Source organism: Phyllobacterium sophorae, assembly GCF_003010965.1.
GTDB lineage: Bacteria > Pseudomonadota > Alphaproteobacteria > Rhizobiales > Rhizobiaceae > Phyllobacterium > Phyllobacterium sophorae.
Genome location: NZ_PGGM01000003.1, coordinates 70450 through 92906, shown reverse-complemented (window position 1 = coordinate 92906; position 22457 = coordinate 70450). Strand labels below are relative to the sequence as shown.

Genomic DNA, 22457 nt, shown 5'->3' with positions numbered 1-22457 from the left:
TGGTGGGATCAACTGTTCGCCCTTTTTGGGAACGAACCTACAACGGGGTAATTTTGTTCACCCTTGACCAGAGAATACTGGAGTGTTCGATAGCGTACAGTTCGGGCCGACTGAGGAACGGTTACAATTTCGATGCATTGTCATCTCATTAAAGAGGAGGTGACATGGTTGCAATCGATCCCATTTATCGAGATTTCAAGTTGGAGATCAACTCCAGGGCGGAACTTGTTGCTCTTGTGCCGGCGTTAAGGGCATTCGCAAGGTCATTCTATAGAAATCCAGATGAAGCCGACGATCTGGTCCAAGAAACGCTCAAAAAAGCACTTGGATCATTGAACCAATTTACACCGGGGACGAGTATGAAGTCATGGTTGTTCACCATCATGAGAAATACTTTCAATACGGCGATAAAGCGCCGGCTCAGGGAGGTCACAGGCAGTCAACAAGATATTGCTGAAGTAGGACCTTCAAGGCCTGCATCGCAGGAGTGGACTATCCGGGGTCATGAACTTGAAACTGCTTTGCATCAGCTCGATCCAGATTTCCGGCAAGCTATTATGCTCGTTTGTGTAATGGGTGTTGGTTACGACGAAGCTGCAGAAATCTGTGACTGCCCCATTGGTACCGTCAAGAGCAGATTGAATAGGGCCAAGGCCCACCTTTTGGAAATGTTGGGTGAAAAGTCCCGTGACGACATGCTGGAAGCTCCCCAGCAGTCCCTACCGCAGTAAATCAACTCGGGGCTGGCATCTGGACGCCACCGCGACCGCGTAGCCACGCCACCGTTGCCTCGACGCTGAGCAACACATTGATGGCTATCGAAATACACGACGTTGCCGAAATGGCGCATAGAGGCATCGTTGAAACATAAGCTTAGTGTAAGGAAGACGGTATTGGGGATCAGCCATCCCCAATCTGCGAATAGGCTTGAGTTCCCGTTGCTATATTCGGTTGATTTAATACGAGCGGCGATTGCTGGGACCGATCAACCGCAGGGCTAGACCGAAACTTAACGCGACTGTTCCAATAAGCGCTGTTAAAGGCTTGCGCTGTACAAGGCTGCGCAATTCCTGTTCGAGTATAGTTGGAGTTTCCGAAACCAGCGTCTTCGCGCTGCCTGCCAACAATCCGATGGATTCGGTGATTTTATCAATTTCGGCGCGCATGGTGTTCAATTCCTCCGCGACGTCAACTGGCCTATTTGCATCATGGTCTGACTTATCCCTGGCCTCCAAAACCTGATCGACCAAATAAGTGTCGCTACCCGGCTCGGAATCCAGAGATCCAGGGCGATCGAGTGGGATTTTGTCTTTCATTTGATCACTCTCCATTCTTAATGATAACGGTTCAGGAAAAGCGCTGTCCACCCGTTTAGGATTAGATGCCGCGGCCCATGGAAACCTCCCGACGGGTGAATAACGTCTGTGTGGAATTCGCACTTTGCGTCTCCGGACCTTAAAGGCCAAATCAGACAAATTGGTTCCACTCTTGAGCAAAAGTGATGCGATGCTGAATTCGATCTTTTTTCATCGTTGTGCCCATGCCGTTGCCCGGGATCTCATCGGAATGAGCCTATTGGTTGACGGCGTGGGCGGGCTAATTGTCGAGACTGAAGCCTATGCTCCTGATGATCCCGCCTCACATAGCTTTCGCGGGCCAAGCAAGTCCAACCGATCGATGTTTGGACCTGCGGGCCATGCGTATGTCTATCGTTCTTATGGCATTCACTGGTGTTTGAATTTTGTATGTCTGCCCGGATCAGCTGTGCTCATTAGAGCGTTGGAGCCTGCCCAGGGTATTGAGACCATGAAGCGCCGGCGATCACGCGGCAATATTCCAAACCTATGTTCAGGACCGGGAAAACTCACCCAGGCTCTTGGCATAGATAAGTCACATGACGGCATGTCTCTGCTTGTGCCTCCTTTTTTGTTAGAGCCGTCTCATGACATTTTCGACGTCTGCTGCGGACCGCGTGTCGGCATTAGCCGGGCTATCGACAAACCCTGGCGTTTTGGGCTTCTCGGCTCTCCCTTTCTAAGTGCAAAGCTTGGCTTGGCAGCAACGCCTCTTGAGTGAGGCTGGGGCCGCTCCGGTCACAACCGCCAGCGAAGATGCTCACGCAGCAGGGCTGGTGGCAAAATGACCGCTTGGAAGAATAATTGTCGGTTAATTAATCAATAAATTCAAAATATTACTAAATTTTCATTAAGTGTTTTTAGAAGATGGCCGTTGGCACTCCACTTCAGGTCTCGCTCTCGCAGTAGTTGCGTCGCGTTGAATGAGGTTTTTAAAAAGCCCGGAACTTTTGGTCTCATTGAAAGTTGAGCAATGCCATTTTCAGGAGGGACTTCACATGACAAATCCGCACGAAATCCAGGAAAAATTTTGGGAAGCGCTTAAGTCTGACATGACAATGATGTTGGGTCTAGTCGGGGTCGAAGAGAGCCACACCCGACCCATGACAGCGCAGCTCGACGGACAACACGGTCCTATTTGGTTCTTCACATCGACCGAAGCTCTCTTGTCAAAAATTTCGGAGATGGGGCCCGCGCTGTCGCAACTTTTGCATCTAAGGGCCACGATATCTTCGCATCCGTTCACGGATCAGTTGTCATTGACAACGATCGCGCCACCATTGACGCGCTATGGAACCATTTTGTCGCGGCCTGGTACGAGCACGGCAAAGAGGATCCCAAGCTTGTGCTACTGCGCTTGAATGCGGAGCGGGCTGAAATATGGTTAGATGGCTCCAGCATCTTGGCGGGCATTAAAATGCTTCTGAGCGTCGATCCAAAACACGACTACAAGACGAACGAGCGGACGTGCCCTTGAACTGATCGAATGTTACAAATATGTGGCAGCATTACCGGATAGCAGCTCGGTTGGGGCGAGGGGACCTCCGCATGCCGTCATCGAACAGCACGTGGGAATCTATGGCCCGCGACGGGGACGCTGTGCCAGGCCGCCGAGGGGGCAAACGATATGTTCGTGACCCACTCACGCCAGTCGGTAGACCTCCCTATGCGGATGCCTCAAATTTCCGTCATGCGTCCAGGCACTGAAATTGACTTCGGCGATAAGCGTGGGTCGAACGAACACCAGCCCCTTGCCCTTGATCGGCATAGATGGTTTATCGACCCGCATCGTATCAAGCAGTCTGCGCAAATCTCGCGCCAGCTTTGCCGAAAAACCTGTCCCAACGTTGCCCACATAGACCAGCTTGTTCACCTTTTTCGCCGCCAACAGCAGGCTGGCGATTGAGCCTTGCACCTTCAATATTCTTAGGAGATACGCCGTCGACTAAGTATGTTCTGCACCAGAGCGCGTGTGGCCTGCCGGGCAATTCAGGGTGATGATCACTTTAAGTGAATGACCGGCGTTGCGGCTTTGTGTTACATCGGGTCATTGCAAATTCAAGGGTGTCGTAACATGACGATTCACAGAAAGGTTGCTGTGATCGCGCCACGAAAACAAGCACAGGTTTCAAGTCTGGTCGTCATGTCCAACGTCTCCGTTACAACCTCGCTTTACCTTGATCCCGGTTCCCAACCAAACACACTGCGGCCATCAAATTGGGCCGACCGCTCATACTCGCTGGTGACAATTTTCTTCAGGTCAGGTCCGGTCACATAGCGTTCGATCTCCCGCGACTGCTCGTCCAGCTTCCTAATTGCGTGAAGCTCCTCTGCCCGCCCCAATTTTCCCTTCTGTATCGCTGACTTCAGTACTTTAATTGTCTCGTCATATACCTTCAAAGGTACTGGAAAGGGGTGCCGATCTTTGCCGCCGTGGGCAAGGGAAAAGCGTGCCGGATCTGAAAAGCGGCATGGTGCTCCATGAATCACTTCGGCAACCATGGCCAACGCTTTGACCGTGCGTGCGCCAACGCCCGGAACGAGAAGCAAGTCCTCGAAATCTGCGGGGCCTCTGTCGGCAGCAGCCGCAAGATTTCCGTGCAAACGCCGCATGACGATATCGGATTCCCTCACATCATGATGAGCTGGCATGATCAGATGTGGCAGCATCGGTTGCGCCAGATCTTTGGCACCCGGCAGTGCGAGAGGATCAGCTTTGAGCGCTGCTACCTCACGCACAATCCGATCCGGACCTAAGGTGCGCAAGACGTCAAGTTGACCCTTGCGCGAAGCAACGGCACGGCGATCGGCAAGATTTACAATCTTCCCGTGCCCTTTTCCCTCAATGGCCGCATGGGGTGAATCAACGAAACTCGTCAGGCCTTCCGACAGCCAGTGATAACGGCGCGCCTGTCGGTCATCGCCGTTCATCCCCTGCTGAACAACGGTCCAATGACCATCGTCCGTGACAATAAAGCCGTGCAGATAGAGGTCAAAACCGTCCTGAACCGCCGCGCTGTCGACCTTTGCCACCAGCCGGCTCACCTTGGCAAGTCCGGCACCGTCAATCCCGACCCGGTTGCCAATCGCAGTGAGTTCGTCGGGAGTCTTGCGCGAATAGGCCCCGCGGCCACCGCACACATGAACGCCGAGTTCGCGCGATAGCGGGGTAAGTCCACGTTTCAGTGCGCCGATCACGCTGGTGGTGATGCCGGAGGAATGCCAATCCATCCCCATAACAGTGCCGAAGGACTGAAACCAGAACGGATGCGCAAGGCGGCGCAGGAGTTCGTCGCGCCCATAATGATGGACGATTGCCTCGCACATTACTGCGCCGAGCCTCGTCATGCGGTCCCCAAGCCACCTTGGAACCTTGCCGCCGTGCAAGGGAAGGTCAGCGCTTCCGGATCTTTGTGCCAAGGTCGAACTCCACACCACGTGTCACGGTTTAGATATAAGCTTTCAATAGCCCAGCCGCGAGTTTAAAGACACGCACTACCTGCGGAGGTTTCGAATCTTGCTCAGAGGGCCACGTTCAAAAACCAGGTTACGCGAAACTACCAACACTCACGCTGCGGAATCACTAAATCACCTGGGCCACAGCTTGGCGCGCAATGCCAACGCGAAACTCTCATTGTTGGGATTGGCCTTTTCAAGTTTCTCGAGGTTGAACAACTTCCATCTCACCGATGGGAAAGCCGAGTCTTAGCCCAGTCGGGTTCCAAATTTCTTGGGGTTCATGAGGAAGCTCCTATCGCCTGCAGTGAGAGACGAGTTAACAATGTCAACCAGTTTTTTCTCGGACAGCCTAGTGTCGGGAGTAGTCGAAACCTTCCGGTCAGCCCTTGAACTGGTTGTCCATGGCCTTTTGTTGGTCCTGGAAGGTGGGCTTGAAAACAAGATGAGGTTCTAAAAACGGTCAGACATATATCCGTGCCGGATTCTAAGGACTAGTCCAGTGAATTTAACGCGATCCCGATGGCAACCGTTTTATGCGGCCAACCCAACACAAACGGCGGACGATTGCCGGCGTACATGCGGGATGATACTAGGCAAAAGCAGGAGCGTCTCGATGGCTACATTTTTCCGGCAGCCCGTTCCGCACTTGTCCAATTCATGGGTGGCCATCGCTGCTGGAACCATTGAAGGCTCTTGGGGTTTCATCATCGATCTGCAGGCAAGGACAACCGTGCATAAGAAGAGGTGCAGCATGACCGATGATTTCAAGACGTTTATCGAAAAGCGCAAGGTCGTTGCGCAGGCTTATGTCAACGGAGATGCCGGACCCTTAGCTAAAATTGCCGTCAAGAATTTTGCTGCGACCTTTTTCGGCCCCATGGGCGCCGTCGTCGAGGGCGCACGCGAAGTTTTGGGACGATATGAGCTTGATGCGCTTTCGTTCGATGCAGGGAGTGAGAGCGACCTGGAGATTGTGCATATGTGTGCCAACGGCGAAATAGGCTATTGGGCAGGTTTTCAGAACGCCAGGCTGCGGATGAAGGGCCGAGCGGGTACAATCCCGATGCGATTGAGGGTGACCGAAATTTTTCGCAAGGAGGAAGGTGAGTGGCGCTTGATCCACAGACACGCTGATCCGCTTTTCGAAACTAAGAGTCATGGCACCAGTTAAGGTGGACGGGAAATTAGCATCTGTGCGATGAAATAAGGGTGCAGGATTTCTTTAAAGTCTCTCTCCATCGGCATACTCAAGGTGTTATACGGAGCTATCCAATGACCCTATTGCGCGACAGCGCTGCATACGCAAAGTGAACATCAGTTAGCACAATCAAACCATTGCGACGCTATTTGTGGCCTTTGCTACGGGGCTGCGCTTCATTCAGTGGTGGGTCCCACAACGCTCGACCACTAGTATACGGCGTACACCATACTCGAATCCTCGACAATATCTTGCGGGGACCTTCGGGTGATCCTTTCTCGGGTTGATGTCCAATCGCTCAGCGCATGGAAGAAAAATTCGGCGCTCCACGGAACGCGTTTGGCTCGCAGGGGTTTGAACGTTATCAAATCCGGCAGGAGACTTTCAAATGTCACTCCTCGAGCATGCCATCTCAATTGCTGCCAACGCCCACGCTGGCAATCGCGCAGACGACGAAGAGCCCTATATCCTCCACCCGTTGCGGGTAATGATGGCCCTGGACGAAGAGGATGAAATGATCGTCGGGGTTTTGCACGATGTTGTCGAAAAGACCACGTGGTCTCTCGATAAACTCCGTTCAGAAGGATTTGCCCCTCGTATCCTTGAAGCCATAGATTCTGTGACCCGTCGCGAAGGCGAAGATTATTTCGACTTCGTGCATCGCACGCGCGAGAATAGCCTTGGGCGGCGCGTAAAGATTGCCGATCTGAAAGATAACATCGCAAAGGTCAGATCACAGCCGGAAGATCCGACAGCGCGTGAGAAGCTGGTCAAATATGAAGAGGCCCTGACGCGTCTTTCATGAATTGCTCGATCAACGACGGAGAACAATATGCGTTTCTTACGCAACAATGGCCTCACAATTGCTCTTTTGATTGCATTCCTGGCAAGCATGGCGGGCATGATAATCGCTGGGTATTACCATGAAAACGAGCAGCTGGCGCAGCATGGCCTGCAACAGATATCGGTCGGACAATACCTCACGAACGAGAATTTTTTGTCTGCTCTCTTCGAAAATTGGGAAAGTGAGTGGCTACAGATGGCGACCTATGTCGTTCTCACTGCATACCTGTTTCAGAAGGGATCAGCCGAGTCCCGGGATCCTGATGAAGCATCCGAAGAAGGGCACGAGAGTGAGAAGCCGCGCTATCCGACCTGGTCGAGGCGCTCACCTCTGTTACGTTGGCTTTACCGATACTCGCTTGGTCTCGTGCTGGTGTTCCTGTTCATTTTTTCCTTTGTGGGGCACCTTATCGCCAGCCATTTGGCAGAAAATGCCGAGGCTGTGCTCCATGGCAATGACAAACAGTCGCTTCTCCAATATATTGGCGGCGCGCGGTTCTGGTTCGAATCCTTTCAAAACTGGCAATCGGAGTTTGTTTCCACTGCAACGCTGGTCGTGTTGTCGATCTTTCTACGGTTCAAAGATTCGCCTGAATCGAAGCCGCTCAGCGCTGGCCACGACGAAACCGGTGCATAGGATGGGTAAAAAAGAACGGCTGCTGATCGTTGAGGCCACGCAGGATTTTGACGGGAATGCTGGAAGAACGGGTCTGCGACGGCCAGTCTATGCCGCCTGACACTAGCTATCGATTACAAGATTTCACCAATAAAACCAAACTGTTCAACGCTAGATCTAAAGTAAAACTAAAACCATTTCGATCAGCGTTCGAAATTGTCAAACCAAATGATGGGTGCGTCCCGAGTTCACGCGGAAACTGAAGGTGAGGGTAGACGGATCCACGCACGGCACGCTGGGGCGCACTCCGCGTACGTATGAATTCGGATAAAGTCGTACCCGTACCCTATGGATGTACCGCGCCACGCCGGTCTTGAATGCAAGGTCAATCCGGAAAGACCGTCCTACAGTGCGGAGCGTGTTGAATTGGGCAAGTCCGCGACCGGCTTTACCCGGCATCGTTCAATCAGGAATCATCTCACCGGCGGGAACCGTGCCTGTGGCAAGTGCGTTTACCGGCGATGCAAGTCCTTCACGTCATCGCATTGCTATTGGTCGCCATCACCATGGCAATGGCGCTTGCGCACGCTCTGGAATACCCAGGCAAGTTGCGGCTCTCGAAGGAGTCTTACCTTGCAACTCAAACGATCTACTATCCCGGATTCACTTTCGGCGGTATCTGTGAGGTGGGGGGCATTGTTGCACTGGTCGCGCTCTTGTTCCTGACTCCGCTTGGCACGCTGCGATTTTGGCTGATAGCCGTCGCGTTGGCGCTCATGCTGAGCGTACAGGCAATTTTCTGGCTGGTCACGCAGCCGGTCAACAAGTTCTGGATAAAGGATTTGGACCTGCATGCAGCGGGCGGGCGCTTTTTCTCCTTGGGCGGCACCAAGGAGGTTCGAGACTGGAAAGAACTGCGTGATATCTGGGAATACTCACATATGGCTAGGTCAGTGCTCGCAATGCTGAGCCTCATAGCCGTAACGGTCGCCTTAGCGTCAAATCCGTAACGGCATATTCAAACTGGATCTATTCGTAGCGATTGCGCTTCAGTTCGCGAAAGATCGTTGAACGATTCCGTCCGGGTTTCTCGGCCATACTATCGACGCTGAGCTTCGCAGCATGCCAGCGCTCGATCTTGCGACGTTCGTCGAGGGTGATCTGAGAATAGGGGCGAAACGGTCGGTTCATGGGCAATCCCTTTGCTGCGATGAGCCACTGGTATCGCTACAAAGTCGCACTTCATCCTTGAACCCACCCGGCTACATACAATGTGGCGGCAAGGTTGAAATGTCGCCGGTTGTGCAAAGTAGAAATGTCATCCTGACAGCCGCCGAGGCGCGTCGCCGGGCAGGGCGGAGACCTCAATCTCGCAACCCGGACCGGCGACATTCGACTGGGCAGCAGCGGCTAGTTCCCGCATTGGACCAGCTGCAGCGCCAAGTCGCGCATGGCATCCTTAATGCGGTTGTTCGACCGCCGGCCGCGGCTCTGATGACGCCGCGCCGGCGCGCCTTCGAGACAGAATGTCCCGCACGATCCTTTGCACCTGGCGAACACTCAGCGACAGCACAATTGCCGCCGAGGCGAGCGTGCGGCGACCTTCAACAACCTCCGATAAAACCTCGATGCGATGCAGTTCGCGTTCGCTCATTAAAACCCATCCCAAAATCTGAATCCCATATCTCGTTGCGTTGAACGAGAAGGTGACACGCGGACATTTCTACTTTGCAGAAACAGGACATGTGAACTTTGCGGCTACATAAATGTCAAAGCTGATTAGAGGCGCGACGTCGCCAGCCAGTTAGAATCGCGACACTCAGCACCTCTGCCGGCGCCGACGGTCAGCCCCCGATCCGCCCGGCTGGTCCGGGTTGCAAGGAAGGAGCGGGGGCGGGTGAGGGACACCCTTCGGCTTTAGCTTTGAGACTATGAGTGCCAGCGGGAATTGAAATCCTCGATAAACGCCGGTGCATAGAGGTCTGCCGCTTCGATCGTATTGATATTGCTCAGCCGCAGTTCCTTCACCAGCCGATCCTGCAGCGTCTGGTTGGCGCGTTCTACGCGGCCTTTGGCCTGCGGGGTGTTGGCGCAGATAATGTCGATGTTCAGCTCATAAAGCGCCCGACCGAACTGTGTCAGGCGCTCGTCCGGTCTTTCTCAGAAGCATGCGTACTGCGGAAAACGCCATGCTTGTCGCTGTAGAACGCCAGCGGCTTGCCCCATTGCTGCAGATAGGCCTTGGTCGCGTGCAGATAGTCGAATGTATTCTCCGATCCGGCAAACCGTAGATGCAGCAGCTTGCCGGTGGCGTCATCGATATAGACGAGTAGGGCGCATTTGGGGCCGCGGTTCTCGAACCACCAGTGATGCGAGCCATCGATCTGCACGAGCTCACCAAAGCAATCACGCCGGCCACGCGGCTGGAAAACCCGCTTCTTACGCTCGCGTCGCGAGACCCATATGCCGGCCTCTGTCATCCATTGGCGTAACGTCTCCTTGGCGAGCGAGATGTGATGCAGTTCGATCAACTTCTCGCGCGCCAGCGTCGGGCCAAAATCGAGATAGCGTTCGCGGATCAGGTCTAGCGCCGCATTGCGAAACTCCTCGCTGTGGCGCCGATTGCTTGGCCGTGATCGCTTCTTCGAAACCAGCCCGGCTGCACCGGAACGGTCATAGGCCTGCAGCAGCCTGTGCACCTGACTTCGGCTGAGCCCAAGCAGCTCAGCGGCCTGGACGACGCTCAGGCGCTGATCACGGATCTTCTGAATAACTTCGAGGCGACGCAATTCTTTCTGCGACATGGTGATCAAACAGGACATGACGACTCCGACCGCTCATGGTCTCGACCAGGCTGAAGGTCGTCATCCTTGCTCCCAACGTTGGCATTGACCAGCGCGTCGAGAGGCGAGACTGTCGCATCTCTAACTGGCCCAACTGTCGCATTACTAAATAGAATGTGCCCCCCTACATACAAAAATCGCATAATCAACATTATGGAACAGTCTTGTAGCTGTTGCATTTTGCGTCGAAACCGCTTTCTTCATTGTTGAATAATCGGCTAATCTGGAACATCTGCCGGGCAAGGCCAGCTGGAAGGAGTCTTAAGTCCCGCCGGCAGTTTTGTCTTAGCGTCGCCGCAGGCTAGGTCGATCTGCCGCTGCTCCAGCCCCTGTGCAGCCGAGAGGTCCAGCCCCTCGATCCTTGTCAGGAACATGAATGCGCGGTCAAAGACGAGCGGACCCTCGAAGGTGGCCTGACTGAGATCTGCGCGTGAAAGATCGGCGAGCGAGAAGCGGACGCCCGTCAAGACCGCTTGGTCGAAATCTGCGCGTCCAAGCTCTGCCTTCTCGAAACTCGCTCCAGTCAGCTTCGCTCCACGGAAGTTGGCGCGCTGCAGCTCGGCGTTTGTGAAAGATGCGCCGACAGCCGATATGTCGGCAAAATTACAGCGGTAGGCTTCGACCTCGGAGAAATTGGCCTTTTCTGCGTCTGCACCGGCAAGCGAGGCGCGCACGAGGTTTGCCTGTACCAGGTTCGCCGTCTTCAGATCTGACTTGCTGAGATCGGTCCCAGAAAAATTGGTACTATGAAGGTTAGCGCCCTCAAGCTCGCTACTTGGGATCATGATTTTGCTCTTGCTGCAGTCGCTCCAGTCCAATTCAGGTGCCGCCAATGCACTGCAATCTGCCGCTGCAGCAGGGTATGGAACACATATACTGGCGATAGCCGAGGATAACGAGACGGCCACAAAGGCGGCAGCCGACAATTTCTGCGCTCCACGCGATCCCATCAGCTTCTCACCGAAGATACTCATAATGCTGCTCCGTCGCATATCATTGGGACAGATGTTTCAAGGTCAGCATAGATCAAATGGAATGCGGCCAAAAGCGCTTACGATGCAGCGAATACATACTGGACCAATGCGAGCGCGCCGAAGCTGACAAACTGTAAGGAATTTTGCCAACGGTGTTTCGGACATAGGCTGGTTTCGTCGCCCAGATCGGGGCAACGAACTCCTCTCCCCGCTACTACGGTTGAGCACGAGTCTGTTGGCTTAGTCGGCGCTGACCTTATGGTCTCATGCGCTTTTTTGTCAGCGTGCGGCTCCAAGTACTTGGCCGCGTTAAGCTTTTGCCCTGCCGAAGAGCGAAGATTTTGCGAACCCATATTTTGTTGGTGGCCGCGCGCCTCAGGGTGTATTCTCATTTTGCCCTGTGAACCCCAAATTTTAAGGGCAAACTTCCAGAGGAAGCCCGCAACTACATCTCCCTAGCAGCCCTGCGTGGCTTCCTCTTTCTTCCCCATCAATTCCGTAAATTATTTTCCGGTGGATAGCTTCAAAGCATTGCTTAGTCGTCGTTCGCCTCCGGGTGTATTCTGGACGCCTGACTGCGCATTGCCGCCAAGCACGCAGTCAGCCTTTGGCGGAACAGCGACGACGGCGCGACGGTCCCCCACCAGCCTGCCCGCTCCTGTTCCGCCACTTTTTGGCGCTGATTCCGTCAACAATCGCTGCCTTAATAAACAGTTCTGCAATCTCGTAACCGTTCATACCTTCGCTTTCTTCTTTGCCGGAGTTTTCGTCTTCGGTTCTTGCGGGGTATCAGGCTTGGGGGCCAATAGCCCTCGCAACGCGCTAATTTTATCTTTCACCAATGGACGGAACCTGGTCGCCCGATACGGCATATCGGCGGCACCATATCCTTCGGGTCCATCATCATTGCCGCGGTGTATTTCTTCGACTTTGATCCCGACAAACTCGCAGTCAATATAGTGGTTGTACATGCCAACCCAGCGGACCGTGTAAATCTGACCCTCTCGGATCAGTTGGTCGATGCTCACGTTTTTGAATTTGTCGTCGATGCAAACGACTTTTTGGCCAAAATAGAAATCGTTCATGTGACTGTCCTTTTTTCTATCCGCCTGTCGTCAAACAAATCAGTTGAGCAGCATTTGGTCCAAAAAGCTCTCACTACCTTCTCGTATAGCATTCCCGTCAAAGCATGTCTTTGATGGGGTATCCCGCAGAGGTCCTAGCGACGAACTGCAATTGACCGACAGGAACCGCGTCAAAGCATTCGAGCCATTCTGATGGTCTTTCTCGAATATGCTGTGGCAACCCTTCATAAGGTCGCTGACAACCCAAAGCGGGTATTCATCTATCGGGCGGGCCCCGACTGCTTTCTGTCTCGGCTATTGCGCGCGGACGCCAAATGAGCGTGGCTCGCGTGCATTCCTATCGGTCAGCGGCGACTGCCTTCAGCCAGGGCCAGCAGAACCTCGCGCATCTGCTGAGGCTCTTGATCTAACGGTCTATTCGCGCCGTCATGCACAGCGTCCAAGGCACCAACTTGGTCAGCATCCAGGGAAGCGATGTGCCATGGCCGGCTATCACGCATGTTCTTTAGCCACACGGATGAGGAGTTTTCCAAAATTGCGTCCTTCGAGCAGGCCGATGAACGCAGTTGGAGCGTTTTCCAGGCCATCGACGATATCCTCGCGATACCGCAATTTGCCTTTGGCGATCCAATCGCTGGCCTCTTCGTAGAACTGGTCGCGCTGGCTCGCGAATTCTCGCTGAATGAAGCCGCGAATTGATAGGCTTTTCGTCAACACAGAACGCATCGTGCCGTCGAGACGGTCAGCACCGCCCGTGTCACCGGGTGTCGCATTATACTGAGCGATCAGTCCGCAGACTGGAATGCGGGCAAAGGTATTGAGCAGCGGAAAGACCGCATCCCAGACTCTTCCGCCGACATTTTCGAAATAGACGTCGATGCCCTTTGGACAGGCGCGGGCCAACTGGTCTGCAAAATCGGGGCCTCGGTGGTCGATGGCGGCATCGAACCCAAGGTCTTCCAGCAGGAATGCGCATTTCTCACGCCCGCCCGCAATGCCGACCGCACGCGCGCCCCTGAGGCGCGCTATTTGGCCGACCACTGATCCTACCGCGCCGCTTGCCGCCGCAACGACCACCGTTTCCTCCGCTTTGGGCCGGCCGATATTCTGCAGGCCGGCCCAAGCTGTGAAACCTGGCATTCCAAGGACACCAAGCGCCGTACTGATGGGGGCAACTGCGGGATCGAGCTTGCGCAGGTCGCTGCCGTTTGCAACCGCATACGATTGCCAGCCTGAGTGCGAAAGCACGGTATCCCCTTCCTTGAAAGAGGCGTGCAGCGACCGTTCGACACGGGCCACTGTTCCTCCTTCCATTACTGCCCCGATTTCGACCGGCGCCGCATAGGATTTGGCAGCACTCATCCGCCCACGCATGTAAGGATCAAGGGATAGGTAAAGGATTTTCAGCAGGACCTGGCCTTCAGACGGCTCCGGTATCGCCGCCCTGTCCAAGGTGAAGTCAGCTGGTTTCGGCGCTGCTGTGGGTCGGGACGCCAGGAGTATCCGCATGTTTTCTGTCATGACCATTCTCCTGCAGCCGGGCTTGCCCAGTCCTGCTTTTGTAAGCCGCCGTCCTTGTAAAATGGGACGTCGGATTGGGTTGGCACTCTTTCCCCACAGAGGGAGCCAAGCTGCAAGGTCGCGTGCTTCACAATCGTCTTCGGCATCACCGCGGCATGACGATGCGGATGGGACGAGAACCGATCGGTGCACCGGTTACACGGTCAATTGTGACGGGGTCGATTTCTGTTTCTGTTTCTGCATCGAAAAACCGAGTTACTTCCCCACCGCTGCGGTGCTTGCGTCCCCAGGCACCAAGGGCAAATAGCACGGGCAGGAAGTCCTGGCCGGCCGGTGTCAGCACGTATTCGTCCCGCGGGGGGCGCTCCGAGTAGCGCCGCTTCTGCAAAAGCCCCTCCTCCGTCAGCACCGCCAAGCGGCTAGTCAGCATGGTCGGCGCGATCCCCAGGTTCTTGCGGAGCTCGTCGAAGCGGGTGGATCCCGCATGGGCGTCGCGCATTATCAGCATACTCCATGCGTCTCCCACCAGGGCGAGGCTGCGGGCGATAAGACAGGGCTGGCTCGAAAGATTCTTCACGTTGGTATCTTTTTGATAGTGACTTGCTTTGAAAATGATAGTAACTCATTGCGCGTCGATGTTCCACCAGAAAACGGGACATTTACTGAGAGGAGGTGAAGGGTCGGACCACGGGTCTGGCCCTGCCAAGGCACGTCCCGGCAACCCAGGAGCCACGTTATGAAATACTATCTCTGCAAGTACATCCCCCCACGCGCGGACTTTCTGGCGACCATGTCTGCCGATGAACAGCAATGGATGAAGCAGCATGGGGCCTTCCTCGATGCGCTTCTCAACGAAGGAAAGGTCGTCGCCCATGGTCCCGTGATGGATCCTGCCGGCGGTTACGGTGTCTCACTCTACCAGATTGCCGATGACCAAGACATCCAGGCGATCACGTCGGAAGATCCCATCGTCAAGAATGGCGCCGGCCACTACGAGCACCATCCCATGCTTCATCTGAAGGCGCGCGGCTAACGCTGCAACAGAGCTGGGTGGCCTCGAGTATCGGCCCGCTCGTAGAAACACGTTCACGATCAACCTCAATCAGCGCATTGAGCCGCTGGATACCAAGCAGGAAAACACCCATGACAACCGCACTCATAACTGGCGCTTCGAGCGGTATCGGCGCTGTCTACGCACGCCGCCTGGCCGCACGGGGCCATGATCTTGTCCTCGTTGCCCGCGCGACCGACCGTCTGAACACGCTCGCCGAAGAACTCCGCGGCGCGTATGGGGTTACGATCGAGGTCATCACCGCGGACCTCATCGACGGCCCCCAACTCGACAAGGTGATCGACCGTCTCCGCTCGGGCACACCGATCGACATCCTGGTCAACAACGCGGGCGCTGGCTTGATCGGCGACTTTACGACGGCCGATCCGGATGAAATGTACAAGCTGTTGCGGCTCAATGTCCTTGTGCCGACGTTGCTGACATCCGCTGTTGTCGGCGGAATGGTCGAGAGGGGTACCGGTTCGATCGTCAACATTGCGTCCGTGCTGGCGCTTCTGCCCGAATACTCGCCAGGGATCTACGCGGCCACCAAATCCTATCTGATGACGCTGTCGCAGAGCCTGGCAGCGGAAGTCACCGCAAAGGGCGTCTATGTGCAGGCCGTGCTGCCTGCTGCCACGCGCACAGAAATCTACGAACGCGCTGGCGGCGACATCAGTAAGGTTCCCAATGTCATGGAGGTCGCGCATCTCGTCGATGCTGCACTGATCGGCTTCGACCGCGAGGAACTCGTCACCATCCCGCCGGTCCCGGACGTTGCCGCATGGGAAGCTTTCGAGCAGGCGCGCTTCGCGCTGGCGCAAGGCTTCAGCAATTCCGAACCGGCGGCACGGTACCGCGCCTGATCATCAGGTGGCGCCGGCCCTCATACGGGGTCGGCGCTGTCCCACTCGACCTGCCGGAGCAGTCCTCCGTAAGCGATCCGAGATGGGAGCTCTTTCTCAGTGGGCTGGTGACAGGCTTATTGCGGGCCTGTCACAGGCCAATGGACGTTCAGCATCGACGCCAGCAACGTTCCCAGTAGCTCCGCTGTCGGATCGTCGCTGCGGAGCACGAACGAGAATTTAGCAACCTTGATTTTCGATCCTCCGGCAATTGCGCTGACGGTCGGAGAGTCGGCGGCCTGTCCAATATCGATGGCATCGGCCTTCAAGGCCTCATGAAGATTGACGGCTGCAGGAAAGACCGACCACTCAATCTGATAGGGCACGTCTTTCAGCAACCCCGCAGCTTCCAGCTTCGCGCGCGTAGCGCCTGTCTGGTCGCCAATTCGAAGTGTGATCTTGCTCAGGTCCTGAGCTGCGAATGTCGAGGGCGCTTCCCGAGTATTCCAGCATGCTGTTCAGCAAGGTTTCTGGGGGCATTCATGGCGCGTTCTTCTTCGTCGAACTCTACAGATCAAACGCCAGCTCAAGTTTGCCATTATTCGATCTGTCATGACAACGATCACGCGATTGGACTGGCTCATGCTGCCAAAGCCTCGCGTTGCGGCTGGAACCTGTCAGAAATCGTTCCTTGTGAACAGCCACGATTGCTGTTTTCTGCAGCTGCTATTCCGACCGTTTCTCGTCCCCGTTTCTGCCAGCTCAGTTTCTCCCGATTAAGCAATTCCGATTTGCGGGAAGCATGGGTGGGGTGTCCCCTCCCCTCAGCGGAATTACCGCAGACGAGAGCGGCTTGAAAAACTGAGTGCTTTGGTATGAAAACTCGGCGATCGACAGATCATCCTCCGGGCCCTCGACCATGAATTCGTCAACACCGATGGACGTGTAGGCTCCAATTCCTCGCCGATTTGCACTGGCGTACCAAAAACGTGGATTTTTTTGGCAACGGCATCGAGTTTTGCAGTCTCAGGATTTGAAAGGGTTGCCTCAGGGCACCAACGCTAACTGGCAGGGCGAAGCGCATTTTGTCCTCCCGCCCGTAAGATGCCGCGGCCACTTGCATTCTCTCCATGAGCTTGACGACCTCCTCGGGCGTACCAGGGGTCAACTCGAACATGTCAGCATGCCGCCCCGCGAACTTGAGGGCGGTGCCCGAGGTGCCACCCATCCGTATCGGGATTCCGGCTCGCCGCGGGCTCCTCCTATCAACGTAGCCAGCCGTGACGCTGTAGAACGGCCCCTGATGGTCGAACGAGCGGTCATTCGACCAGAGCCGTTTCAGCAAGACCAGATATTCGTCGGTCTGCTGAAACATCTCCACGGGATTTCGGGGCACGCGACGCTCTTGATCATTCGCAGCCACTTTCAACCCGGCAGGAAACCTGATTGAAAGACGACCATCACTCAGTCTATCGAGTTCGGTAAGCTGGCGGGCGCATCCGTGGGTTGAAGGATTCCGGCTCGATGCGTCAGGATGAGTCCGAGAGAGGACGTGTCCCGATATTTGCGAAGTTGCCAGCTGGCCCCTCGATCAAGAGCTGCCGGAAACACGTCTGCTCCAGAAGCGCAAGCCTTCTATAGGCCATCGAAAACAGAAGTGACTTCACCTCGTATTTGCATTCCGGTGGTCGGCACATGCATGAACCCGATTGACATTCCAATCTCCTTCCATGTGAAGCGCGGCGAGAGAAGCGAACGGTATCGTCCCCGACATCATGGGAGTTTTCCTCAGTAAGTCTACCAGTTGAGTCGATTTTCCAAATTGCAATCAGGACTGACATCGACGCCGCCTCGCAACTTTGTTCTGACTTTTGGCATGATGGTCCCTGGGGTTGCCGGCGGCAGGAGTTCAAATCCTACAACTATTAACGGATTTATTTCAGGGCCGACATTTCGGGATGCGAATGTAGCCTCTGCGAGAGGTAATGACTACCTCCTGCAATTGCGTTTCTGTAGCGGCGTCGCCCGTCGAGGGCATTGCCAGGTCAAGGCCTGACAGCCGAAGGTGGGTATTTTTTCATCGGCCCTCTACGGAATGGAACGTTTTTGACTACTCGTTGTTGATGTCGCATATCTAAAAGGAGGAGAAAATGAAGCACTTTGCAATCGATCAGTTGCAGACCGTTGCCGACATTGAACGAGAAACACTGCCTCTATCGCGCAATCAGCGAATTGAACGCTGGGCAGAACTTCTTGAATCGATCCCAGACCAGCGACTCGCTACTTTGCAACAGACGGAAAACCTGCCTCCCGAGGCCAGGGAGCGCATCCGCGTTGATAGATCGCCGATCTCGGTTGCTTTCGCCGATCCCGTCCTGCGAGCGGCCGGCTTGCAAGGCGACAGCTACGGCGAAGCAAAGCGGTTTTTCCAACTGACCGATTACCAATTGCATAGAGCCCTTTGCTATTGCCATTTTGGCGGGACCGTGAGCGCTGCGACCGCTGCCCACTACGTCCGCAAAGCATCAAGCAACACGCGTCGGAATCTCATCGCATGGTTATGGGATACGATTGCCGAGTAGCGTGGCATGGCATTCAAGCAATCGGGCCGCGTGCAGAGTCCGCAGACCTGTGCCGCAATGATGTTGTTCAACTGCCGAAACAAGATCATCGCGCCGATTGTCGCCGTTAGCCATGTACTGCTTTCCGAGAGACAACACCCACTAGGACATGCGAAACCGGACGGAGAAAATGATGAATGAACCAGCAAAGATCGTACGAATGCCGCTTCGATCAAATGGTCTAGTGCGAAATCAACTCGCGGTGCAGCTGCAAACTGTACATAGGCCCGATTTCCGTGCGTCCCCATGAGCCTCCTGACCCGCTGGAATTCGCAGTCTCTTGCAAAGCAATTTTTGCTGGCTGGGGGGCTGGTATCGGCAGGCGCGCTGATATTCACAGGTATTTTTGTGACAGCTCTTGTTGAAGCTGCCGTTACCCGGAATTCCGCCGCCGCCACAGCGTTATACGTCGACAGCGTAATCGCGCCGATCCTTCCCGATATGCAAACAAATCAAGTGCTCGACGATACCGTTACCCATGCCTTGGACGAGACGCTGGGGAATGGGGCATTGGGTAGCAGGCTTTTTTCGTTCAGGCTTTGGCGAAGCGACGGAGTGGTGCTTTATTCGAATGACAAGCGCCTTTTGGGGAAGCGCTTCCCGGTCAACGAAGACCTGAAAACGGCTTTTTCCGGCAAGATGGTCGCTAATTTTGACAAGATCGACGATGTAGAGAGCGATGCTGAACGCGCGAGCGGCAAGCCGCTTCTGGAGATCTACAATCCGGTCCTCCAGCCGTGGTCGGGCAAGGTTGTCGCCGTGACAGAATTCTATGAAATTGCCGACGAATTCCAACATAGTTTGGACCAGGTACGACTGCGCAGCTGGCTTGCTGTTACCATCTTTATGCTGACTTTTTTCCTAGTCTTATCAGCCATCGTGTTCCGCGGGAGCAGGACAATCGACCGCCAGGACCGAGCCCTAAAACGTCGAATCAGCGAACTTTCCCATCTGCTTATGCAAAACAAGACGCTACATGCCCGCGTCCAGCGAGCTGCGCAGCGCGCCGCGGCGTTGAACGAGAGCCATCTTCGACGGATAGGTGCGGATCTGCATGATGGGCCCGCACAGCTGATGGCGTTCGCCGCGCTCCGGCTAGACAGCGAGACATTGATCGACCCTGCCGCACCACGTGAAATCCGCGAGCGTGAAGTCATGGCAATCAAGGAGAGTCTTGACAAGGCAATGAGCGAAATCCGGAACATTTGCGAGGGCTTGGTGCTACCGCACGTCGAGGCCGCTGATGTGTCAGAAATCCTCCAACGGGCCGTAGCGGCCCATCAATATCAAACCGGGACAAACGTTGATCTGTCGATGTCCGGCACGCCGACGCAGCTCGCACCTTCTGCAAAAATTTGCATCTACCGCTTCGTTCAGGAGGCGCTGAACAACGGCTTCCGCCATGGCGGAGGAATCAAACAACGCGTAGTACAAACCTGCCGAGGCAGGCGGGTTGTAGTGGATGTCACTGACGGCGGACCGGGATTTGACCCAGCGTCAATCAGCCATCCCAGTATTGGACTTGCCGGGCTGAAGGACCGAGTCGAAAGCCTGGGTGGGCATTTCAGCCTCGATACTTCGGAGTATGGCACGAGGGTGCGAATGTCACTGAATATGGATTCAATGGAGCAGGTATGATGGCAGTGCGTATAGCAGTGATCGATGACCATCCGTTGTTCAGGGAGGGCGTCAAGCGTAGCTTGGGCGAAATGAGCGATTTCCAGATCGTAGGCGAAGGCTGCACAAAAGAGGACGCAATCCAAATCTCGCGTGGGCAATCTCCGGATGTCTTATTGATGGACATCTCCATGCCGGGTGGAGGACTGAGTGCAATCTCGCCAATTCTCCAGCTGTCATCTGAGCAGAAGATCGTGATGTTGACTGTGTCAGAGACGCGGGACGATGTAATCAAGGCATTGCAGAACGGTGCAAAAGGCTATGTCCTGAAAGGCGTTGGATCGCGCGCACTCGCCGAAATATTACGTACCGTGGCAGCTGGCGAAGCTTACGTTTCTCCGGAACTATCGGCCCGATTGCTCTCCGACATTTCGGCGTTGTCTGGTGCGCCTTGCACAACTGACTCGATCGGCGAACTCACCAACCGTGAGTGTGAGGTTTTGAATCTTGTTGCGACGGGGCTGAGCAACAAACGGATCGCGTTGAAGCTGCGCCTTCATGAAAAGACGGTGAAACACGATGTGGGACGGATTCTGGCAAAGCTGAACGTCACAAACCGAACAGAAGCCGCCATGGTACTGCGCGACGCTGGTGCACGCGAACTGCAATGAGTGAGGGGCTAGAGATCGCGTCAACCGAATGGGTCGTTGTTCAGTGGGAAAATGATTGCAGCCTCACCTCATCGGCTGGTGTTGCCTTGCGGTTGATGATCGTACGATCTCTTGCGTCCTTCATCACGTAACGGCCGTTTACAATCGCTTCCATCATACCGTTGGCGTGTCGAACCTTTCTGGCGGGCGCCCCAATGCGCACGCTGTCACGCGATTCGGCCGGGGATTGGCTGACTGTCCCTCCTGTTACGTTGCCGCTGTTACTGAGACTTCCGTTCGCTCCGCCTTGACCCTTGGCATTGCCGTTGCCTTTGTTTCCGCCGGCATTGCCATTGCCGCCGCCCTTACCGGCATCTTTTGCCAATGCAGGCTGGGTGGCATGCAAATGGAGCGTTCGATTATCGAAGGTGATTTCGTAAGGCGTTAGAACAGTGAGAACCGTCAGAAGGATCGTACAAAGAACGAAAACCGCCTTGCGTATACCTCCTGTGGGGGTGGTGCTGTACGGTCCAGCTGAGATATTGGATACTGATATGGCCATAGCAAATTCGCTCTGTATGTCAGAAAGTCGTAAACATCTCCGCACCAAACCATGGCTGTGTTGTCTTTGGCTTCACGATCACCTCTTCTACAAGCCTCAACGCTCCAAGCGAGATGCGGTTCAGTCTCGACAGCGTTTCCGTCGTCGTGCACGGCCAGAAAAGTCGAAAAGCGTCCGACTAAAAGAGGATTGGTTCGCAACGGGCCGAGATAAAGCCCGCAAGGGACTTCCTGTGAAATTGGAAGTCACCTGGTGGTCGGGTCTACCGAACTGCGCTTCAATCCGCTTGGCCGACCTCCTGCCCACAGTCGCCAAGCAACAACAGGCTCGTGAGCACTATGTCACTAGGATCCGCCTTCGGCATAGGCTTCCAGCGCACTCCGGTTGAGAATGTAAATCTTGCCTTGAGCTCCGTCGATTATCCTGTTCTCCCGAAGGCGGCGCAGACACTGATTCACCTTTTCGCGGGAAGCCGGTAGCGTTGCGGCCAGGTCGTGTTGCGAAATAGTCAATTCGTCCGGGCCACTCGGCGCTTCGCTGCCGTAGACAGCGCAGAGGCGCAGCAGCGCGCTAGCAAGCCGCGACTGTAACGATGATGCGGCATTCGAGACGATGCGCAGCTCGAGCTCCGCAACGCGCGTCAGTGCCCTGGAAAAAACCTTGGCCTGAAAGTTCGGATCGCTCGCGCAGGCTTTGCGGAGCAAGCGACCTTCGAAAAAGTGCAGTTCGCAATCTGAACTAGCCTGGTATTCGAGATTTGAGGCCTCACGGTGCAGCACCTCAACTTCGCCGATGAACCCGCCTTTGGGAACAATTTCGACAATGAACTCCCTGCCGTCGGCCAAGGTCGTTCTCGCGCTGACAAAGCCGCGCTCCACGCGAGCAAACATGTCAGCTAGAAAACCTGCCCTCGCTATGACTTCTCCGCGACGGAAGCTGCGAGCGCTCGAACGGGGGAAAGGTAATTCATCAACTTCTGAAATCGCTGTGTCGGCGGTGCCGTAATCTAGCGTGTGAATCAATCCGTCCATGGACAAACTCCCAAACGCAATCTGGTGGCCCTAGCGGATGCTTCAGAGTGTCCACTAGTGGTCGAGAGTCCCCTCTGGGTGCGATCGCCCCGGCAAGTTCCAATGCGCAGCCGACCGCGGCAGAAAATGCAGGCGTCATTCCTACCAAATATTGGCTGTGCCGAAATCGGACTTTAGTCCAGTTTG

Annotated in this window: 23 protein-coding genes and 3 pseudogenes; 12 read left to right on the top strand and 14 right to left on the bottom strand. The window is 55.1% G+C overall.

Annotation, left to right across the window (positions count from 1 at the left end; translation table 11 throughout):
- Positions 1–164 precede the first annotated feature (164 nt).
- Complete coding sequence (locus CU103_RS08250; RefSeq protein WP_106663440.1) at positions 165–731, top strand: sigma-70 family RNA polymerase sigma factor; 567 nt, start codon at positions 165–167, stop codon at positions 729–731.
- A 225-nt stretch (positions 732–956) separates the two neighbouring features.
- On the opposite strand, the gene CU103_RS08245 is transcribed toward CU103_RS08250, so the two are convergent.
- Complete coding sequence (locus CU103_RS08245) at positions 957–1316, bottom strand: hypothetical protein (RefSeq protein ID WP_106663439.1); 360 nt, start codon at positions 1314–1316, stop codon at positions 957–959.
- Between the two features lie 190 nt (positions 1317–1506).
- Here CU103_RS08245 and CU103_RS08240 point away from each other — a divergent pair, with 190 nt between their 5' ends.
- Together CU103_RS08240 and CU103_RS32740 are read left to right on the top strand one after the other, a co-directional pair.
- On the top strand, positions 1507–2076 hold the full coding sequence (locus CU103_RS08240; RefSeq protein ID WP_106663438.1) for a DNA-3-methyladenine glycosylase: 570 nt from the start codon (positions 1507–1509) through the stop codon (positions 2074–2076).
- 202 nt (positions 2077–2278) lie between these two features.
- Positions 2279–2832: pseudogene (locus CU103_RS32740) on the top strand (pyridoxamine 5'-phosphate oxidase family protein).
- A 165-nt stretch (positions 2833–2997) separates the two neighbouring features.
- On the opposite strand, the gene CU103_RS08230 reads toward CU103_RS32740, so the two are convergent.
- A complete protein-coding gene (locus tag CU103_RS08230; protein WP_245448669.1) occupies positions 2998–3270 on the bottom strand; it encodes an ATP dependent DNA ligase in 273 nt (90 codons plus the stop codon).
- A 257-nt stretch (positions 3271–3527) separates the two neighbouring features.
- Positions 3528–4775, bottom strand: a complete 1248-nt coding sequence (locus CU103_RS08225; RefSeq protein ID WP_106663436.1) for a DUF763 domain-containing protein — start codon at positions 4773–4775, stop codon at positions 3528–3530.
- 652 nt (positions 4776–5427) lie between these two features.
- On the opposite strand from CU103_RS08225, the gene CU103_RS08215 reads away from it, so the two are divergent.
- The 4 genes from CU103_RS08215 to CU103_RS08200 all read left to right on the top strand — a co-directional run bounded on the left by CU103_RS08215 (position 5428) and on the right by CU103_RS08200 (position 8481).
- Positions 5428–5985, top strand: a complete 558-nt coding sequence (locus tag CU103_RS08215) for a YybH family protein (protein WP_210203729.1) — start codon at positions 5428–5430, stop codon at positions 5983–5985.
- A 415-nt stretch (positions 5986–6400) separates the two neighbouring features.
- Positions 6401–6817 (top strand): HD domain-containing protein, encoded by a 417-nt coding sequence (locus CU103_RS08210; RefSeq protein ID WP_106663434.1) that lies wholly within the window; start codon positions 6401–6403, stop codon positions 6815–6817.
- 27 nt (positions 6818–6844) lie between these two features.
- The gene (locus tag CU103_RS08205; RefSeq protein ID WP_106663433.1) at positions 6845–7492 is read left to right on the top strand and encodes a DUF6766 family protein; all 648 of its coding nucleotides are present in this window, start codon (positions 6845–6847) and stop codon (positions 7490–7492) included.
- A gap of 500 nt (positions 7493–7992) precedes the next feature.
- Entirely contained in the window at positions 7993–8481 is a 489-nt protein-coding gene (locus CU103_RS08200) for a DUF1772 domain-containing protein (RefSeq protein WP_106663432.1), read from the top strand.
- A 22-nt stretch (positions 8482–8503) separates the two neighbouring features.
- Here CU103_RS08200 and CU103_RS08195 read toward each other — a convergent pair.
- The 7 genes and pseudogenes from CU103_RS08195 to CU103_RS08165 form a co-directional block, all read right to left on the bottom strand.
- Positions 8504–8662: pseudogene (locus tag CU103_RS08195) on the bottom strand (helix-turn-helix domain-containing protein); the annotation flags it as partial.
- A 268-nt stretch (positions 8663–8930) separates the two neighbouring features.
- Positions 8931–9125 carry a hypothetical protein gene (locus tag CU103_RS08190; protein WP_106663431.1) on the bottom strand — a complete coding sequence of 65 codons (195 nt, stop codon included), beginning with the start codon at positions 9123–9125 and terminating at the stop codon, positions 8931–8933.
- A gap of 284 nt (positions 9126–9409) precedes the next feature.
- A pseudogene (locus tag CU103_RS08185) lies at positions 9410–10293 on the bottom strand (ISNCY family transposase); the annotation flags it as partial.
- Between the two features lie 239 nt (positions 10294–10532).
- Positions 10533–11288, bottom strand: a complete 756-nt coding sequence (locus CU103_RS08180) for a pentapeptide repeat-containing protein (protein ID WP_106663430.1) — start codon at positions 11286–11288, stop codon at positions 10533–10535.
- Between the two features lie 734 nt (positions 11289–12022).
- Positions 12023–12373, bottom strand: coding sequence for a CAP-Gly domain protein (locus CU103_RS08175; protein WP_106663429.1), 351 nt, complete (start codon positions 12371–12373; stop codon positions 12023–12025).
- A 492-nt stretch (positions 12374–12865) separates the two neighbouring features.
- Complete coding sequence (locus CU103_RS08170; protein ID WP_106663428.1) at positions 12866–13900, bottom strand: NADP-dependent oxidoreductase; 1035 nt, start codon at positions 13898–13900, stop codon at positions 12866–12868.
- Positions 13901–14039: 139 nt separating this feature from the next.
- The gene (locus CU103_RS08165; RefSeq protein ID WP_106663427.1) at positions 14040–14471 is read right to left on the bottom strand and encodes a winged helix-turn-helix transcriptional regulator; all 432 of its coding nucleotides are present in this window, start codon (positions 14469–14471) and stop codon (positions 14040–14042) included.
- Positions 14472–14630: 159 nt separating this feature from the next.
- On the opposite strand from CU103_RS08165, the gene CU103_RS08160 reads away from it, so the two are divergent.
- Positions 14631–14927 (top strand): YciI family protein, encoded by a 297-nt coding sequence (locus tag CU103_RS08160; RefSeq protein WP_106663426.1) that lies wholly within the window; start codon positions 14631–14633, stop codon positions 14925–14927.
- Between the two features lie 110 nt (positions 14928–15037).
- Positions 15038–15811, top strand: a complete 774-nt coding sequence (locus tag CU103_RS08155) for an SDR family NAD(P)-dependent oxidoreductase (protein ID WP_106663425.1) — start codon at positions 15038–15040, stop codon at positions 15809–15811.
- A 116-nt stretch (positions 15812–15927) separates the two neighbouring features.
- Here the strand turns inward: CU103_RS08155 and CU103_RS31735 are convergent, their stop codons facing one another.
- Together CU103_RS31735 and CU103_RS32735 are read right to left on the bottom strand one after the other, a co-directional pair.
- Positions 15928–16188, bottom strand: a complete 261-nt coding sequence (locus tag CU103_RS31735; protein ID WP_210203728.1) for a hypothetical protein — start codon at positions 16186–16188, stop codon at positions 15928–15930.
- Between the two features lie 530 nt (positions 16189–16718).
- Entirely contained in the window at positions 16719–17354 is a 636-nt protein-coding gene (locus CU103_RS32735; RefSeq protein WP_425350584.1) for an LLM class flavin-dependent oxidoreductase, read from the bottom strand.
- A 586-nt stretch (positions 17355–17940) separates the two neighbouring features.
- Here CU103_RS32735 and CU103_RS08140 point away from each other — a divergent pair.
- From CU103_RS08140 to CU103_RS08130, 3 genes are all read left to right on the top strand, one after another.
- Positions 17941–18372, top strand: coding sequence for a hypothetical protein (locus tag CU103_RS08140; protein ID WP_106663423.1), 432 nt, complete (start codon positions 17941–17943; stop codon positions 18370–18372).
- A 285-nt stretch (positions 18373–18657) separates the two neighbouring features.
- Positions 18658–20049 (top strand): sensor histidine kinase, encoded by a 1392-nt coding sequence (locus CU103_RS08135; RefSeq protein ID WP_106663422.1) that lies wholly within the window; start codon positions 18658–18660, stop codon positions 20047–20049.
- On the top strand, positions 20046–20699 hold the full coding sequence (locus tag CU103_RS08130) for a response regulator (RefSeq protein ID WP_106663421.1): 654 nt from the start codon (positions 20046–20048) through the stop codon (positions 20697–20699). The genes CU103_RS08135 and CU103_RS08130 overlap by 4 nt, the downstream gene beginning before the upstream one ends.
- Positions 20700–20739: 40 nt before the next feature.
- Here the strand turns inward: CU103_RS08130 and CU103_RS08125 are convergent, their stop codons facing one another.
- Both CU103_RS08125 and CU103_RS08120 read right to left on the bottom strand, forming a co-directional pair.
- Positions 20740–21240 (bottom strand): hypothetical protein, encoded by a 501-nt coding sequence (locus CU103_RS08125; protein ID WP_106663420.1) that lies wholly within the window; start codon positions 21238–21240, stop codon positions 20740–20742.
- A gap of 344 nt (positions 21241–21584) precedes the next feature.
- Positions 21585–22271, bottom strand: coding sequence for a Crp/Fnr family transcriptional regulator (locus CU103_RS08120; RefSeq protein WP_106663419.1), 687 nt, complete (start codon positions 22269–22271; stop codon positions 21585–21587).
- Positions 22272–22457: the final 186 nt, after the last annotated feature.